The 16,892-nt window shown below is 40.8% G+C and carries 21 protein-coding genes; 8 read left to right on the top strand and 13 right to left on the bottom strand.

From position 1 onward, the window contains the following. Window positions 1-21 precede the first annotated feature (21 nt). From QNI29_RS07585 to QNI29_RS07570, 4 genes are all read right to left on the bottom strand, one after another. Window positions 22-360 carry a hypothetical protein gene (locus QNI29_RS07585; RefSeq protein WP_231415776.1) on the bottom strand — a complete coding sequence of 113 codons (339 nt, stop codon included), beginning with the start codon at window positions 358-360 and terminating at the stop codon, window positions 22-24. A gap of 116 nt (window positions 361-476) precedes the next feature. Then, entirely contained in the window at window positions 477-1,028 is a 552-nt protein-coding gene (locus tag QNI29_RS07580; protein WP_231415775.1) for a hypothetical protein, read from the bottom strand. Window positions 1,029-1,060: 32 nt separating this feature from the next. Beyond that, window positions 1,061-1,822 (bottom strand): nucleotidyltransferase domain-containing protein, encoded by a 762-nt coding sequence (locus QNI29_RS07575; RefSeq protein WP_231415774.1) that lies wholly within the window; start codon window positions 1,820-1,822, stop codon window positions 1,061-1,063. Window positions 1,823-2,227: 405 nt separating this feature from the next. Beyond that, window positions 2,228-2,809 (bottom strand): type 1 glutamine amidotransferase family protein, encoded by a 582-nt coding sequence (locus QNI29_RS07570; RefSeq protein WP_231415773.1) that lies wholly within the window; start codon window positions 2,807-2,809, stop codon window positions 2,228-2,230. A gap of 365 nt (window positions 2,810-3,174) precedes the next feature. Between QNI29_RS07570 and QNI29_RS07565 the strand changes: the two genes are divergently transcribed. After that, window positions 3,175-3,627 (top strand): DUF4362 domain-containing protein, encoded by a 453-nt coding sequence (locus tag QNI29_RS07565; protein ID WP_231415772.1) that lies wholly within the window; start codon window positions 3,175-3,177, stop codon window positions 3,625-3,627. A 406-nt stretch (window positions 3,628-4,033) separates the two neighbouring features. On the opposite strand, the gene QNI29_RS07560 is transcribed toward QNI29_RS07565, so the two are convergent. The 3 genes from QNI29_RS07560 to QNI29_RS07550 are packed head-to-tail and all read right to left on the bottom strand — an operon-like array spanning window position 4,034 to window position 6,358. Next, window positions 4,034-4,504: a thioesterase family protein gene (locus QNI29_RS07560; RefSeq protein WP_231415771.1), complete on the bottom strand. Its 471-nt coding sequence runs from the start codon at window positions 4,502-4,504 to the stop codon at window positions 4,034-4,036. Window positions 4,505-4,517: 13 nt separating this feature from the next. Next, a complete protein-coding gene (locus tag QNI29_RS07555; protein WP_231415770.1) occupies window positions 4,518-5,465 on the bottom strand; it encodes a 3-hydroxyacyl-CoA dehydrogenase NAD-binding domain-containing protein in 948 nt (315 codons plus the stop codon). A 2-nt stretch (window positions 5,466-5,467) separates the two neighbouring features. Continuing rightward, window positions 5,468-6,358: a beta-keto acid cleavage family enzyme gene (locus QNI29_RS07550; protein WP_231415769.1), complete on the bottom strand. Its 891-nt coding sequence runs from the start codon at window positions 6,356-6,358 to the stop codon at window positions 5,468-5,470. Between the two features lie 381 nt (window positions 6,359-6,739). On the opposite strand from QNI29_RS07550, the gene QNI29_RS07545 reads away from it, so the two are divergent. Continuing rightward, window positions 6,740-8,287, top strand: coding sequence for a BCCT family transporter (locus QNI29_RS07545; RefSeq protein WP_231415768.1), 1,548 nt, complete (start codon window positions 6,740-6,742; stop codon window positions 8,285-8,287). Between the two features lie 16 nt (window positions 8,288-8,303). After that, complete coding sequence (locus tag QNI29_RS07540; protein WP_255686749.1) at window positions 8,304-8,708, top strand: carboxymuconolactone decarboxylase family protein; 405 nt, start codon at window positions 8,304-8,306, stop codon at window positions 8,706-8,708. Between the two features lie 323 nt (window positions 8,709-9,031). Here the strand turns inward: QNI29_RS07540 and QNI29_RS07535 are convergent, their stop codons facing one another. Further along, window positions 9,032-9,571 carry a TetR/AcrR family transcriptional regulator gene (locus tag QNI29_RS07535; protein ID WP_231415767.1) on the bottom strand — a complete coding sequence of 180 codons (540 nt, stop codon included), beginning with the start codon at window positions 9,569-9,571 and terminating at the stop codon, window positions 9,032-9,034. An 873-nt stretch (window positions 9,572-10,444) separates the two neighbouring features. Here QNI29_RS07535 and QNI29_RS07530 point away from each other — a divergent pair. From QNI29_RS07530 to QNI29_RS07520, 3 genes are all read left to right on the top strand, one after another. Next, the gene (locus QNI29_RS07530) at window positions 10,445-10,897 is read left to right on the top strand and encodes a hypothetical protein (RefSeq protein WP_231415766.1); all 453 of its coding nucleotides are present in this window, start codon (window positions 10,445-10,447) and stop codon (window positions 10,895-10,897) included. Window positions 10,898-11,078: 181 nt separating this feature from the next. After that, the gene (locus QNI29_RS07525; protein ID WP_231415764.1) at window positions 11,079-11,438 is read left to right on the top strand and encodes an SH3 domain-containing protein; all 360 of its coding nucleotides are present in this window, start codon (window positions 11,079-11,081) and stop codon (window positions 11,436-11,438) included. A 141-nt stretch (window positions 11,439-11,579) separates the two neighbouring features. Then, window positions 11,580-11,846 (top strand): YesK family protein, encoded by a 267-nt coding sequence (locus tag QNI29_RS07520; RefSeq protein ID WP_231415763.1) that lies wholly within the window; start codon window positions 11,580-11,582, stop codon window positions 11,844-11,846. 61 nt (window positions 11,847-11,907) lie between these two features. On the opposite strand, the gene QNI29_RS07515 is transcribed toward QNI29_RS07520, so the two are convergent. Beyond that, window positions 11,908-12,411: a hypothetical protein gene (locus QNI29_RS07515; protein ID WP_231415762.1), complete on the bottom strand. Its 504-nt coding sequence runs from the start codon at window positions 12,409-12,411 to the stop codon at window positions 11,908-11,910. A gap of 209 nt (window positions 12,412-12,620) precedes the next feature. Continuing rightward, window positions 12,621-12,908: a hypothetical protein gene (locus QNI29_RS07510; protein WP_231415761.1), complete on the bottom strand. Its 288-nt coding sequence runs from the start codon at window positions 12,906-12,908 to the stop codon at window positions 12,621-12,623. A 65-nt stretch (window positions 12,909-12,973) separates the two neighbouring features. Here QNI29_RS07510 and QNI29_RS07505 point away from each other — a divergent pair, with 65 nt between their 5' ends. Then, window positions 12,974-13,300, top strand: a complete 327-nt coding sequence (locus QNI29_RS07505) for a hypothetical protein (protein WP_231415760.1) — start codon at window positions 12,974-12,976, stop codon at window positions 13,298-13,300. Between the two features lie 148 nt (window positions 13,301-13,448). Here QNI29_RS07505 and QNI29_RS07500 read toward each other — a convergent pair whose 3' ends face one another. The 3 genes from QNI29_RS07500 to QNI29_RS07490 all read right to left on the bottom strand — a co-directional run bounded on the left by QNI29_RS07500 (window position 13,449) and on the right by QNI29_RS07490 (window position 15,386). After that, a complete protein-coding gene (locus QNI29_RS07500) occupies window positions 13,449-13,811 on the bottom strand; it encodes a DUF948 domain-containing protein (protein WP_231415759.1) in 363 nt (120 codons plus the stop codon). A gap of 111 nt (window positions 13,812-13,922) precedes the next feature. Next, the gene (locus tag QNI29_RS07495) at window positions 13,923-14,729 is read right to left on the bottom strand and encodes an aldo/keto reductase (RefSeq protein WP_231415758.1); all 807 of its coding nucleotides are present in this window, start codon (window positions 14,727-14,729) and stop codon (window positions 13,923-13,925) included. A gap of 153 nt (window positions 14,730-14,882) precedes the next feature. Then, window positions 14,883-15,386 (bottom strand): DUF3221 domain-containing protein, encoded by a 504-nt coding sequence (locus QNI29_RS07490; protein ID WP_231415757.1) that lies wholly within the window; start codon window positions 15,384-15,386, stop codon window positions 14,883-14,885. A 267-nt stretch (window positions 15,387-15,653) separates the two neighbouring features. On the opposite strand from QNI29_RS07490, the gene QNI29_RS07485 reads away from it, so the two are divergent. Further along, window positions 15,654-16,469 carry a 5'-methylthioadenosine/adenosylhomocysteine nucleosidase gene (locus QNI29_RS07485; RefSeq protein WP_231415756.1) on the top strand — a complete coding sequence of 272 codons (816 nt, stop codon included), beginning with the start codon at window positions 15,654-15,656 and terminating at the stop codon, window positions 16,467-16,469. The last annotated feature ends 423 nt before the right edge of the window (window positions 16,470-16,892 follow it).

Raw genomic sequence — 16,892 nt, 5'->3', positions numbered from 1 at the left:
AAGCAACATGAAGCAATTCTATTACTCCTCTCTAATTATAGAACGAATCAAGAAGACCCCCGCTGCTACATCCAATAGATTATAAAGATCTGGTATATAGAACATTTTTATGAAGAAGGGATTTCCCCAACCGAGCCAGGAGATCCATTGGAACATGGGAATAAAACTAAAACCGGTTAAGAGCAGTGCAGGCACTACCAACCAACTGATCCTAACTTTTCCCCTGAGTAAGTTCTTTAACCCTCTCCATTCCAACAGAACTCCAAACAAAAACGCCCACAAGCTCATCTGTAAACTTAGCGATATGGAAAGGATATTTTCCTTTGCATCCTCTTCCATTGCCGCATAGGTAGAAACCATTAGATAGAGAAGAATGAGAAACCCAGTGCATATTGCTACTGAGAACAAGATCTTTTTTGTGATCGTATCCCTCCTAACTGGCGGGACGAGGGGACAGGTTCATTGTCCCGCTTTTTCTACTTTTTAGAGTAGTCTAAAAGATAAACTCCACTAAGTTTAAACGTCCATTGTTCGCCGCTCTTCACCTCTGCCCCACCTATTTTGAAATGATAGGATTGTTCGTAAGGCGCGTCACTATCTCCACCCCCATAAGCAATGTCAGCTGTTTCACCTTTTTCATTGACCACTTCATATTCTAAATCTCTTGAATACGACTGGTCGGAGTTCAATCGAAATAAACTCACCATCGTTCCGTTTGATTTCAATTCACTATCTAAACCGAACTCGACCACGTAGCGATCTTCCCTCTTCTCCACTTTGATAAGGTATACTTCAGTATCATAGACGGTGTCTAAAAGTCTTGGTTCTTCCACTCCTTCAACAATTTCATCTGTTGTTAAAGTGAACGCCATCCCTTCTTCAAAAGGTTCGGTGCTAGCACTATAATCATCTAAGTGATGCCGAATGAAAATGATGTCCTTATCATTGTTTAGGTTACAAGCATTCATGGTAAGGGCCAATAAAATAATTAAACTAAACATGAAATACCAGTTTAGTCGTCGTTTCACTGTCTACACCTCCATCATCTAAAAGTCGCCATTTAGATCCGCGCTCTGACCAACTCTAACAACCTACCCGATTGAGTAGGCACATCTGCCTCCAATGCGATCCATCCATATTCTTCATCGATCATCTTCAATATTTTCTTACCTGCTTCATGGTGAGCGGACGGCGTTATCTGCTCATAAATCTCAAGAAGCTGATCTTTTTTCGATTGCGGTAAATCCTTATGTATAGCTTTCATACCTAGCTGTGCCCGATCATTCGCATATCGGTAAAGAAGTAACCGACTCATAGATCGCATCACTTCCCGAAGCATTTCCGTTGCCCACAAATCATTCCCTCTGTCTTTGGCTTTCGTATACTGAAACAAAAACCAAACGACGGTTTCGGCGCGATCCCTAGCTTCTTCAGTCGTTAAGGTCAGGTTTTGAGTCAACTGATAATCCTTCATTACCTCATCACGATCGTAAAGAACCTTAAAATAATCTTTTTCCTGGATCGTCTTCTTCGTTACCGTAAACAAATCTATGTGTAGGCCATCCTCATAAACTCCAATGACCTGAGGAGCAATGATAAAAATAGATTCATAGTACAATAGATCCTTATAAGCCCTTAGGTGATCAAGCCTTCGTGTCAGAAAAGACGCTTCCCCGTCCTCGTCCACCAGACAATACAAATCAATATCTGAGTGCTCGTCATGTTCATTTCTTCCCATTGAACCTTTCACGAACAAGCTTTGCACACATGGCTCTTGCTTCAGGCTCTCAACTACTTTCTCAAGCGCTATATCTTGACGCATACTCTTACCTCTTTTCTATTGAAAGATAAATATTACGTCAGATTACTATAATATAGAAATAATATCAAATAATTTACACCTTAATGAACTGCCCATTTTTACGGTCCAATCAAAGCCGCTAAGACAGGAAGTGAAAGTAAGACAATAACACTTTGGACAAAAGAGATGATCCCGTCCTTTTTCCAAGCATTCTTTTTAGGATAGCGGTTAAAGATCCTTCCAAATATCAGGAAAAGAAACCACCAAAAGGTGAAAGCGTATAGAGCAGAGCTAACGCTTCCGTATAAGTCACTAAACAAAGGTATCCCCCCTTATTTCGCCAAATATTAGAGCCGGTACCGAGACGAGGGGACAGGTCCCTGGTCCCACGGGACAATGAACCTGTCCCTTTGTCCCGAAGCCACCTCACGCTTTGATAAACCCTTTTTTGAAAAAGCTATACCACTCTTCCAACTCTTCATCCTTTAACACACCTAGCCGTTTCAAAATATCTCTTGAGAACTCAAGAGCTGCACTCCCATTCGCGGTAATCAAATTTCTATCAAGCACCGATTGTTCCTCTATGTAATGCCCTTCTCCCTGATAAGTAGGTGCTCCTTCTTTTAAATACGATAACGAATTTCCTGTATGGGCGTGGTGATCCAGAAATCCATGCATTCCTAAAAACGTCGTAGCATCACAAATGGCTGCCACCGGAATCTCTTTTTGAAAACAAGTGGCTACAAGTTCCTTTGCCTGCTGGTTCTTATCCTCTCTCCACCCTGTTCCACCAGGCAAGATCAACATCGCGAGATCAGAGGCATCTCGGACATCTTGCAACCTGTAATCCGGAAGAACCGTGAGTCCACCCATCGAGACTTTGGGATCTCGGTCAATTCCTACTGTCTTCACTTGAAGGCCTGTATCTGGCTTATTCAACTCCGGTGTAACATAACTGGCTTCCCAATCCGCAAACCCATCTGTTAGAAATACGAGCACCTTTTTCATATCAATTCTCTCCTTTATTTATTCGTATTTAAAGAGATAAAAACAACAATACTTTAAATGATTGATCTTTGGATAGCGGTTCGTGATTTGTTGGAAGGCGAGAAAAATAGTCCACCAAAATAATAAAGCGTACATAATTGAACAGACATTCCTATATACGTCTGTACACAAAACAACCGCCCCATTATTTTCCAAACATTAGTATTAGGATACCATACAACACCTCATTATGTGCTTACGAATAAAATCTCAAGGACAATGAACCTGTTTCCTTGCCCCTCCTCCAATTGGATATTAATGTTAAAATAGAAGGATCGAAACAACTAGAAAGCTATAAATGGAAACTTTTAAAAGGAGGGGAGAGAATGATGAGAAACATATTAGTGGTGACCAGCATCATTTTGTTCATTCTTTCAGGATGCCAATCAAATGGCTTTGAAGGTACGCAAGACACTACAAATAGCGATGCACCGGAGTATGTCCAATCACCAGAAGATATCGTTGATTCACACAGAGATATGACTAACGTAGAAACGTTCTATGCCTTTATAGAACATGTGAATGAAGGGGGTGAAGATGAAATCCGGGTAGTAAGGTACACGACCGAGGGTGATCCGATTCTCCACGATCTTAAATATGATGGTGACGTTATTCATTCCACCATTGATTCCAGGAGAGATGCCTACGGGGCCGGTAGCGTAAGCGAGGCCACCTGCAAATCGATTGATGTTGATGAAAGTAAAGAGAGAACGGATTATGATTTAACAGGTTGTGACGGGGAAAGTGCGCAGCGTAGTATTTTAGTGGTTTGGAAATAGTTATAGGCTCATTGGTTAAAAACAAAACGTGCCCCATAGAGACAGAAAACAAACTCCATAATAGAAAGTGGTAAATATGATTAGATTAATAGGTTTAGTCACTTTAGGACTGGTCTTACTCTTATTAAATGGACTGATAGATACACTATACACTGATGGTACATTTAACTTATTTATTAAAGTATTAAGTTTTGTTACTTTCACTTGGTTAATAGGTAAAATTTTTAATTTAATAATGAAAGAAGAAAAAAGAAAAGACTAAAAATCTATCTTCTCAGATATACTTAAAAACTCTTCCAATTTTTATTGGAAGAGTTTTTTTATTACTATCCTGCGGGACAAGGGGACTGGTCCGTGGTCCCGTGGGACAAGGAACCTGTCCCTCCATCCCACCACCATCTCCATCTCATTTCCTACGAATCCCAATCGTTCTCCCAGCCTGCTTCGGGCGATCGATCTGAGCATCCCTTTCAGCCATTTCAGTAAGCTTGTCCGCTACCTCATTAGGGAAAGCAGCGCCGCGTCCTTCTTTACGGTCAATGCCCATCAGCATTTCCTCTAAGGTTGCGACCGCTTCGCCTTGTTCATTTTCCATCATTAGAAACAGGTGAATGCGCTTTGCGTCTACATCAAAGATCTGGCCTTTAACCGTAAAGGCAGAGCCTTCATGCATTTCCTGCAGGTAGCAAATATGCGTCTCTAAGGTGTAGATTGTGTAGTCATACACTTCACGGGTGCGTTCATCAAGGCCGATGTGGTCAATAAAGGCGTCCGTTGCTTGGCTGAACGCTTTATTGTACTCGGCGTCATTCATATGACCGTTATAGTCCACCCACTCATGAAGAACGGTTCCCTGATAAGAAAAGGATTGTTCCATATTCGACTCTCCTTTACACATTCGTTTTCGTTGTTTCTTGTGGCCAGTATTCCTGCACAAGGTCATAAAGCTTAATTAAGAATTCGTTTCGGTTCTGGTCAAGCTCACTCATCGTCATGCCGCTTGATTGTTCTTCGCATCCGGAAACGACTTTCTCATACAGTTCATCCGTTAATTCAGGTGCTTCAAGCTTCGTCCATGGTTTCTTAAGCGCAGGTCCGAACTGCTTCAGCATGTGACGCATGCCGCCTTCGCCTCCTGCTAGGTGGAATGTTAAGAATGGACCATATTGCGCGTAGCGAAGACCTGCACCGTGAGTGAACGCTTTGTCCACTTCTTCTGTTGTGGCAATGCCTTCGTTAACAATATGAAGAGACTCGCGCCAGATCGCTTCTAATAGACGGTCCGCGATGTGACCTTCAATTTCATGGCGAACAATGAGTACGCTCATGTTGATGCCTTCATAGAAGTCTTTCGCTTTCTGAACAAATTCCTTGGTCGTCTGCTTTCCTGGTACAACCTCAACAAGCGGCAGGATGTAAACCGGGTGGAACGGGTGAGCAACAACTACACGTTCAGGGTGATCTAAGTTCGCTTGTAGTTCTGAAGGCATAATGCCAGAAGTACTTGAGCCGATCAAGGCATCCGGCTTAGCGTGTTGATCGATATTTTTAAGAACCGTTTGCTTTAACTCTTCGATCTCCGGTACGTTTTCCTGAATGAAATCCGCATCCTTCACCGCTTCAGAAAGATCTGCTTCAAACGTTAGGCGGTCCTTTGAAGCTCCTTCCGCAAGGCCAAGTGCTTCAACGTGAGGCCACGCATGGTCAACCGCGCGGCGCATGCGCTCTTCTGCACCTTCTGCTGGGTCTGTTGCGACAACGTCATACCCTTGAGCAAGCATGCGTGCGATCCAGCCATTTCCGATAACTCCTGTTCCGACTACTGCAATTTTTGTCATGATTATTTCCCTCCATGTGGATTTCGTAGATTAAGATATTCGCGGGCTTCTTGTGGTGTCATTGGCTCTAAATCTAGTCCACCAAGCATGTTCACAGCCTTCTCAACAAGCTGTTCGTTCGTTGCTGGTACACCTTTTGATAGATAAATGTTGTCTTCTAGTCCAACGCGGATATTTCCGCCTAGCTGTGCTGTTTGAGAAGCGATTGGCATTTGCATACGTCCAATGCCAAATGCAGACCAGTGCGCGTTCTCAGGAATGCGATTCTTCATATAAAGCATTGTCTCCGCATCTGCTGCCGCTCCCCAAGGAATCCCTAAGCAGAACTGATACATTGGATCGCCGTCGATTAACCCTTCCTTCACCAATTGATTGGCAAAACGGATATGACCGGTATCGAAGCACTCAAGCTCTGGCTTCACACCGCTCTCCTGGATCATCTTCGCCTGATCGCGAAGCCAGTCGGTCGGGCTCATGTAGATCATGTTGCCGAAGTTTGTGCTTCCGCAATCTAATGTACACATTTCAGGAAGCAATTCTCCTACCGGCTCGTGGCGTTCAGCTGGTGTTTGAATATCCGTGCCGTCTCCACCAGCAGCTGGTGTTTGCAGGCTCGGGATGAAATCGCCCCCGCCCCCGGATGTGATATTAATGATGACATCTGTTTCAGACTCACGAATGCGATCGACAATTTCACGATAATGATCGACGTCGTGACTGATGCCCCCAGTTTTCGGATCGCGAGCGTGAACATGAGCAACCGTTGCCCCCGCCTTCGCTGATTCAATCGCAGACTCAGCAATTTCCTTTGGTGTTACTGGAACATTCGGGTTTTTCTTTATCGTATCTCCTGCCCCTGTTACGGCAGAAGTTAATAGTACTTTATTGTTCATTCAAAAGTTCCTCCTCTTGAATTCGTTTTTTGTTTTGTTGTGATCAACTAGTCAAAACTATACCATCTGGACTGTTTAGTTTCAAACCGTTTTTTATCAAAATGACTCCCTTAACCTTCTGAAAACCGCTACATAACAGCATTTAAAGTTTAAATAAAATTTTTATGATGTACAAAACAAACTGTATAATCAGTGAATTGCACATAAATTTTACGAAAATCAGTTAAAATTTGCCCTGAGTATCTAAAAATCTCTTTCATTCTTTTAAATCCTCTTATTTAATACCCAATCTCCCTTTTGAAAGGTTTACCGTCTGGATAGTACAGTTTTCAATGGCAAACAACCGAATAACAACTTATTGAAATATGAGGAGGAATTATTGTGACGAATAGATTAATGGATTGGAAAACCTTTTGGGGTGCCTTATCATTACTGATCTTTGTGTCGGTACCGCTGATGGTCTTTCCTAAAGAAGGGAAGAAACTTGTGCTAGCGGCAAACGATGTCGTAACACAAAACTTAGGGTTCCTATTCTTAACGGTAGGATTATTGATGCTTATGTTCTTACTCTTTGTAGGGATCAGCCGCTACGGAGATATCAAACTAGGCGATGTGGATACAAAGCCTGAATTTAAAACAAGCTCCTGGGCAGCGATGCTCTTCACGAGTGGAATTGGGACAGGCATTCTTTACTGGGGTGTCATTGAGTGGGCTTACTATTATCAAGGACCTCCGTTTGGTCTTGAGCCAGGCTCAAAAGAAGCGGTTCAGTGGGCTTCTACTTATGGATTCTTCCACTGGGGACCGATTGCCTGGGCGATGTTCGCCATCCCTGCCCTGCCGATCGGCTACATGTTCTTTGTTCGTAAAACGAATGTATTCAAAATCAGTGAAGCGTGTCGCCCCGTATTAGGGAAACACACGGACGGGTTCCTTGGACGACTCGTAGATATTCTATTTATGTTCGGACTATTAGGCGGTGGCGGTACAGGTCTTGCCCTGTCTGCACCGATTATTTCAGAAGGATTAAACCACCTTATTGGACTTCCGAACAATATTATGACGAAATCGATTATCTTATTTGGGTGTACATTAATCTTTGGACTAAGCGCTTATTCTGGACTCCAAAAAGGAATTCGCGTCTTAAGTGACATTAACTTATGGTTAGCTTTTGCCCTATTAATCTTTATCTTTTCTGTTGGACCGACCACGTTTATGACCGAATCAACGGTTACATCCCTTGGACGCATGATGGACAACTTCTTCAGCATGAGTACATGGGCAGAACCATTTAATGACTTAGGATTATTCGAACGAACCGGTTTCCCTGAAGGCTGGACGGTCTTCTACTGGGCATGGTGGATTGTATACGCGCCATTCGTTGGCTTATTCATCGCCCGCATTTCAAAAGGACGTACCATTCGCCAGGTTGTATTCGGCACGGTCCTGTTTGGAAGTCTTGGAACGGTTCTATTCTTCGGAATCCTAGGAAACTACTCCATGTACCTTGAATTAAGTGGACAGTATCCGGTGATCGAAACGTTAAACAACCAGGGAGCACCAGCTGCCATTATCGGGACGCTCACACAGCTACCCCTTTCAACATTTGCGATTATAGTCTTTGTTGTGCTTGCGATTATCTTCCTATCCACAACTTACGACTCCGGTTCTTACGTCATCGCCTCTGTTGTACAGAAGCACGTTGAGGGAGAACCACTTCGCTGGAACCGTCTATTCTGGGCCCTTGCCCTTTCCGTTCTGCCAATGATCTTCATGTATTTAGGCGGACTGAAGACGCTCCAGACCATCAGCATCATCGGAGGATTCCCGCTACTTGTGATCCTGCCGATCTTAGGATGGTCGTTCATTAAGATGGCCAATGAGGATAAAGAAAAGAGACTGAAGAAGGAAAAAGACGAAGCTGCATAAAAGGAGACAACACATCATGACGACACGCTATCAAAAAGGATTAGAAGCCTTAAACTCATACACCGATCAGGAAAAAGGAACAAGCCACTTTGACTTAATGAAGGACTTAGATTCCATTGCTCCTGATATCGGAAAATATATTGTAGAATTCGCCTACGGAGACATCTACAACCGTAGCCACTTAGACCAGAAGCAACGTGCCCTAACGGTACTCTCAAGCCTGATCACCCAAGGCGAAGGAAGCTTACCGCAGCTTGAATTACACATTAATACAGCCTTAAACGCTGGCTTGTCAGAAGAAGAGATCGTTGAAGCGATGATTCAGCTCATCCCGTATCTTGGTTTCCCTTCTGTGATTAATGCAGTCAAGCAAGCTAAGCGTGTATTTGCTGAGCGTTCAGAAGAGAAAGTATTTGCTTAGAACTAGGAAAGAAATTGTTCCCTTTTACTTGAATAGAGTGTAAGGTGGGCCTGGAAACCACTCGCTTTCCTGTGGGGAGTTGGTAAGCCTCCTCGACCAGCAGAGCTGGTCTGCGGGGTCTTACCTAGACTCTTCTTCCCACGGGAGTCTCGCAGTTTCCAGGCCCACCTTTACCGTAATGAGAGGAACGGGAACGTGCCAATTGGAGATAGGTAAAGTCTATATAAGGACACTTATATGGGACAGATTAAAATCCTCACTTCAACAGAACCTAAAACAAAAAAGTCACCAGTTCTACTAAAGAGCTGGTGACTTTTTTTGATTTATTTTTTATACGTCTGGTTCTTCAACCGCTCGAGGACTCGTCCTCGGAGCTCGGGGTCTAGTGGCGCTAGGCCAAAGATCTCAGAAAGCCACAGGCCATCAATTGCAAGACGGGTGATCGTTGCATCGACTTCATCTAACCCATCATGTTCCATGTGATCCTGCCAGTCGGCATATGTATCCTGCAGGGGTTTCATAAGCTCAGGGTTGATCCCCTGCGCGGCCAACATTCCGGCACTAATGGTGCGGTTCTCTTCACTCTTATCACGCATAACTTCGATAAAAGCACGCGCCCATTTCCCCGCTTCCTCTGGATCGTTCTCTACCAGTCCCTCGACGTTCTCACGATAAAGGTCATTCATATGTTGAACAAGCCCCTTCACTAGGGCCTCTTTCGTCGAAAAGTGATAAAGCAATCCGCCTTTACTCACTTCCGCTTTCTTCGCTGCGGCATCCAACGTCAAAGCATCACTACCCTGCTCCTTCACAATCAGCGCAGCCGCTTCTAAAATCTTATCCCGCTTCGACTCTCTTGGCATTTTCTTCCCTCATTTGTTTTAGTGCTTGGTTTTTGCTTGTTTTTATAGTATCAGTCTTTTGTGGGGGATTCAATTTTTGAAAATAAATAAAACCTTTAATTATTTACATCGCTATCTATCCTTCTTATTTTGGGCTTATCTAATAGTTAAATCCATATATTGTTGTGGTCCATTAGAGTTAGGATATCTGTAATTAAATTTGTAATGAAATTTTTACCTAATTTACTTTTCTTTGTATTAAATTCTTTGCTAAACTGTGTTTACACAAAAGGAATGACCTTAAATAGACGAATTACAGTAGTGGCTATATCTTGAAAGGATGTAAATATGACGATTTTTAGATTCCCCTTTTTCAGGACAGTAGTATATTGCTTGTTGATTTTAGTGTTATTATTTTCTGATTCTTTAAACTATCTTAACTTTTTTGCTATTAGTGCACTATATGCTTTGATCCAAAGGTTAACTCTAAGGTATAAATTTAACCGATTTACTAACAATAAACTTATTGATTTTGGTTGGTTGCCTATTCTTATTGTTACCATGTTGACGGTTGTGGTGACAATATAAAAGCATAAAATGCTAAGTAGTTCGGTTCAGAGGTAGAAAAATGAAAATAACAAGGCTTTTAACATGCGAATTCACATAGGAATTCGCATGTTTCTTTTTATTGATATGATAGGATTTATTATGGTTTTACGTCTAAAATAACAACGGTTTTAGCACAAGGATTAGCAACTGGACAATAGCTATTATTCGCAAGTTAAAATGGTGCTAAAACCATGGTCAAAACCAATGTTATTTAGTATAGTTAATTGTAATATTTTGTATGGATGAAACGCTTTATGCTTAACTAAATATGTAGGAGGGTGTATTTTGAAGAAACTTTTTATTCTGTTCATCGTAATAGGTTTGGCATTAGTTGGTTGCCAAAATAAAGATGAGAGCGGAAAAACCAATGAACCGAACGAAAGTGATTCTGAAACGACTCAAGCTACAGATCATGCGGGTAGTTCTAAAAATGTGGAATTCGAACCATATAGTGGAAAGGCTTTAAAAATTGCTGTAGTTGGAGCTTCTCCAGAAGTTAGAGAAGAAAACGTTCGTTTTAATGAACTTTCATTTAAAAAATTGCGGGAAGAAGATTTGACTCTTTATGATGCCGTCTTTGTTATGAAAGAGAATCTTTCCGAAGCTTCACAGAGTCAGTATGTTGATGTTTATAAGAGGCATGAAATCCCATTCTTTTTTATTTCTGCCAGAAACTCCATCCCTTTTTTCGAAAATCTGAAGAGTATAGTGAGTTTTGGGAGTGGACACCTGGACTGATGTACGCTCCAGGAGTGGAATATGAGTCAAAAGAATTTGACTCCTTTAGACCTATGGGTGTTTACTTGCCAAATAACGAGGAAACAGAAGAAAACCTAAAAAGAATGTATTCTTTAGTCTTTAATTTAATAGAAGAAACGAATCTGTAAATTAAAAAAAACATCGGAGAAAAGGAGCCCGTATGAATAATAATATATATATCGTGATAAAAAATCATATAAGTAATTATCCAAATCCGATTAAACTGACTAAAGGACAATCTGTTATTGTCGGAGAAGCGTACATGGGAGAGGAAAATTGGGATAATTGGATATATTGCCATACAGAAGATTTAAAGCTAGAGGGATGGGTTCCTGAACAAATAATAGATACCTGCGGAAAGGTATTAGAAGATTACGTAGCAAAAGAATTAAACGTGCATATCGGAGAACTGCTTTTCAAACAAAAAGAATTAAATGGGTGGTTTTGGGCTCAAAAACTTAATTCTTTTAATGAGGGATGGATCCCAAATGAAAATGTACAAGTTTATCAGCAAGATTAAATTTTCGTTTAGCTAACGGATGCAAGAGTTTAACAAGGAGTTGTCGAGAGGCATCTCCTTTTTTTAAGAGGCAGTTTATTGGAAGAACGATTTTTTGAATATTGAGATGTACGTTACGACTTTTCTAGAGGAGGAATTCAAATGTCTTACTTATTCATGAAGGCTATCATTACCGTTAGTTTAATAAGCATTTCTTTGATATTTCAAAAGAATGACTCCAAGTTACACTATATCATTTCACCACTATTCATAGTGTTAAGTATTGTTTTATTACTGATCAGTTTCTTTGTGGGAGGATGGGAAGGAATAGGGTTAGGGGCTATAAGCTTTTCAATTATGATTGCCTCAGTCATCTCTTCTATCGTAATGGGGACCTCAGCTTTATTGAAAGGCTGTGTTAAATTTTAATGTTGATATTTATACCAAAATAGAGGAAACCCGAAAATATTAGGGTTTCCTCTATTTTTATTTAATTTTCAAACGGTACGTTCGTTTCTACTCTGTTTTGAACAATAACTACGTTCTCTATACCTTTGGATACTTCTTTATCAATTTGGATTACAAATGTTCTTGGTGTTGCATCAGAAGTACAAGCTCCGTCTGGTTCCGATAAAGGCACTGTCATAGTATTGTTGTCAGAGCTTAATTCAACATTTTTTACCTTGTAGGGACAACTGCCAGACTCATGAACTCCAATAAAAAAAACATCTTTTTCGTGAAAGCTAACGTTTGGTATTTTATCTTCAAATCCATATAAGTTCCATGTTTGCTCAAATTCTGATTGATTAACAGCTTTTCTTATCAAAAATTGAAATAAAGGTGTTGTTTCTCTTTCAAATGCAACCTCATGAAAATTTGAAGGCAATGTTTTTTCACTTGCTATAACACCACTATCATTTGTGTCATTACTGCAACCGAATAAAAGTAACAACAAAAATAAAGTGAGAGCAAGTAACGATTTATTGATTGTCATAGTTTTTCACTCCTTTTCTATATAATTTAGACGACAATTATTTATAAAAGTTTCTCATATAAAAGTTTACAAGCTCAATTTTAATAGACGTAAACTATCATAGGTATCTGTCATTTCAAATACAAATCATGTAAGTAGAAATTCTTTAATATTGTGTTTGGTGTTTTCTACTTCACAACTGAACTACTTAATAAAATGCGGCTCTTTTATTATTCATATATAGCTACCGTTTTTGTCTCGAATACTTTAGATTGAGGAATACCTCCACCGTCAGCTAGTGGGTCTAACTCGTATTTCCATTTATAAGTTACTTTAAATCTTTCAACTCCTAGGTACGAGTAGTATTGATCGATATAATAATTAGCCGCAGTCAATGCATCTGAAGCCCACACAAGCGTTCCTACGTAAGGGATAGCCCTTTTACCTGCTGCTGCTTCCAAAGCAAAGTTAATACCTGCGGTTGTTGCGCCCACAGCTGTCAAATGAACAGGTGTCATATATGAAGGATATAAAACTACAAAAGTGATAGATTATTAGCATAGAAAGAATAAGGAGGTCCAATATGAGTAACAAAAAGTATGGTTTTGATAGTTTAAATAAGGAACTAAATAAGATTCAAAAAAACGGTAGAGAATTAGATGGGGAAAATAATGTCCCACTAAATGAACTGTTTGAGTCAAATTTCATGACAACGTTCACCCATTTTAATAACTTCGATGAGATGTTAAGAAGATCACAGTTTAACATCAATTCGCTAGAGGATTTTGAAGCCATTCCTAGTAGTGAGTGGGAAACATTTATTAAAGAAAAGACTTCCTTTATAAATTGGGATGAGATGTATTCTAAAGCTGTAGAAATTTGGACTCTTAAAAGCTTGGGCCTAATGTAGAGTGGGCTTTCCTAAATCCTTCTTTTCCTAATGTATATAACTATCAATGTTATTAGGAGGGGAAGTGAACACTCTTTTATGAAGTTCCCCTCCTTCATAGTTGCCCCGATGCAAAAAGAAGAGACCGGTCCCCCCAGTCTCTTCTTCCTCACTTCAATTTAATCTGCACCGGCTGACTCTCTTGCGTCCGCACGGTTTTCCTATCGTTCTTATCCAAAGCAGTCCTTTTCATTGAGCTTGTTACTTCATGGATCATATCGCCCACATCGTGTGCGGATTCGATTAAAGGATCGACGGCTTCCATCTTTCCTTTAACATCAACCGAAATTTGGTTGGCTTCATGAATCAGTTCTTCTGCTTCCTCCGTAATCCCTGTTACGGATTTACGGACGTCAGACAGCGTCTCTTCTGTTTCCGCCAGTGTTGCCATGACTTTTCGTAATGTTAGAACCAAATAAGCGACAAGTACGATAAACCCGATCGCTGCGATTAAAACACTCCACTCAAGCATTCAGACCACCTCCCTCCTACCCTCTAAGTCTATGAGAGTAAGGGGGCGGACATTCCTTCGTTGCTAGATTCAGAAGTGATTTAAGGACAGGTTCATTGTACTTTTAGGGAACTACACCTTTTTCAAATAGTCCATATCCTCTTCACTAATCTTAAAGTCTACCTCTGTATTCGTCTTCATACGCTCAGGAGTGACGGTTTTAGGTAGTGGAAGAAGTCCGAGCTGTAAATCGAATCGAATACTTAATTGAGCTACGGAAACCCCGTATTTCTCTGCGATCTCTTCAAGTTCTTCGTTTTTGAGCAAGTCGCCATGGGCCAGAGGAGAATAAGCTTCAACAAGGATGCCTTGGTCTTGCGTATACTGGATCAAATCCAATGGAGTATGCGTGATATTCGCTAAGATTTGATTGGCCATTGGTTTCACGTTGCACTCATTTAAAATGTTCTCAAGGTCCACTTGCTGGAAGTTAGAAACACCAATCGCACGTACTTTCCCGGCTTCGTATGCTTCTTCTAGCGCTCTCCATACGTTACGGTTTTCTTCCAAGTATCGATTGTCACTACCGAACTCATTCCACGGTTGCGGACAGTGAATGAGCATAAGGTCAATGAATTCAAGACCCAGTCTCTCTAACGACTGATCGATCGATGCTACAGCTTCATCGTATGACTTTATTTCAGCAGCGACTTTTGAGGTAATAAACAGCTCGTCTCTTTTCACACTAGAGGCAAGAATGCCTTCCCCGACACCTCTCTCATTTTCATAAGCCTGTGCTGTATCAATGTGACGATACCCAGCGTTTATAGCCTCTCTTACCGTCTGTGCCACATCGTCATTATCAATCTTCCAAGTTCCAAGACCTAGTTTAGGAATCTCTACCCCATTTGATAGAGTATACTTTTGATTTAAAATCATTGTGAATGTCCCCCTTTTGTTTTTATTTGACTTATATCTTCGCACCTTGCAAAATATGGTACAGTAAAAGCGGTTTCATGTCGATTAATAAGGGCTAGAGGGACAGTTCGATACAAACTTACATCCTTCTTGTTACATACATCACGCACTGGTTTATTCATCATCAACACTTACTTCAAGTACCTCATCTCCATCTTGCAGCTTAACGCTCCACATGTCTTTTTCCTCTATGAAATCGATTGCTTCCACCATTTTTAATCGATGTTCCATGTTGCTTAACGCTTTTCTCAACGCTTCTGATTTCGATAGAGTAGCTCCTTCAGGTTTCTCTTCAGAAAGGATTTCAACTTCTCCGAACTTACCTTGTGGAGGGTAGGATTCCATGACGCTACCTTCCACCTTGATGTCGACTCGGTCACCTATTGATACACCTTCAATATCACCAGAACCCCATATGGCATCGTAACCCCCATTGTTATTGACGTCTTTTGGGTTTGATTTAACCACAAGTATTTTAGAGTCGTTCTTATCCATTACATACCATGCACTAGATGGTTTCTCCATATCTTGATTAACAGAGTCATCTGAGGAATGACAACCAGCAATTAATAGACTCATTAACAATAAGCAGCACATTAGAAATAGTCCTTTTCTCATTTTGGAACCCCCTTTGTTTAACCCATTCGTCGCATAGATCTTTTCAAAAGTTACACTCCCACTTGGACCAGGTATTTTCGTTCTCCCCCTCAGTAAACAAGCAAACTCAAAATCCGAACAAAACAAAACAAAAATTACACAAAGTTCGATTTTAGTTAAATAAATGGTTGTAAATCTTTCTATCATAAAATACAATGACAAAAAGACGAACTTTATTAAGTGTATCGCTTCAATCGTTCGTTTCAACTTAGAAAAAGAGGTGCTAACATGAAACAACATTACTTACTCAAACCGCTACTAGGGATTGTGTTGTTGATCCTACTGCTCGCAGGATGTTCACAGCAACAAAATGAGTCAAAGGCTGCAGAGAAGAAAGATGAAGAACGGGTTGGTATTATTGGACCAATGGAAGTAGAAATAGATTTATTACGTTCTCATATGGAAGTTGATAACAAGGAAGAAATCGGTGACCTTACATATTATGAAGGAGTACTAAACGGACAACAGATTGTACTTGTCCAATCAGGCATCGGGAAAGTGAACGCAACCATTGCAGCTCAAACGCTAATAAGTGAATTTGATGTTGATACGTTAATTAATTCAGGCGTGGCCGGGGGTCTGCATCCCGACCTAGGACTAGGAGATATCGTCATATCTACAGAAACCGTCCATCATGATATGGATGAGACTGCTAAAGGCTTCAAGCCAGGTCAAATCCCAGGTATGGATACTCGCTTTTTCAAAGCTGATGAGGACTTAATTCAATTAGCTAAAGAGGGTACGAAAGGATTGCCTGATTACGTAGATGTGTTTGAGGCACGTATTGCTACGGGAGATCAATTTATTGCAAGTGAAGAGAAAACAGAGTGGATTTACAATACATTCAATGCATACGTAGTAGAAATGGAAGGAGCTGCTGTTGGGCAAGTAGCTCAGTTAAACAACATTCCATATGTCGTCATTCGTTCGGCTTCTGACGATGCTGGCGAAGAGGCTGCCTCGATCCAGGAGAACTTCGTTGAAGAAGCTGCTAAGAACTCTAGTCATGTTATTGAAGAAATTTTAAAGAATATGGGGAGCTAAAGCACAAGGGGACAGGCTCCTCGCCCCGTGGGGCAATGGACCTGGTCCCTTGCCCCACATTAGCTACTTGTAATACTCGGAAAAAAATATCTTATTCAAGATTAATGTCAAAATGAACCCAATGAATACAAAGCCAGGAAAAAGGACCAAACCAGATCCATCATGACCAAAGACAAGACTTAGATTCATAGATATATAAACATTAGCTACGAACTCTAACAAAAAAATAAAAAGAATCCAAACAAAGTGTAACGTTGTCATACGGTTATAAAATGCACTTACTCCTACTAAAACCAAAACGACTATCCCCACTACAACAGCTTCCGGCATCATGCTCCTCCAAATATTTAGTTTCAACCTATCAACGTATAGTTCATTATTAACCCTACAAAGAAGGTATCCAGGATTTTAATCCAGAAATCG

The sequence above is a fragment of the Pontibacillus chungwhensis genome, assembly GCF_030166655.1.
In the GTDB taxonomy this organism is placed as follows: Bacteria; Bacillota; Bacilli; order Bacillales; family BH030062; genus Pontibacillus.
Note: the sequence above shows the minus strand (reverse complement) of the source record. Positions and strands in the feature narration are given on the sequence as shown.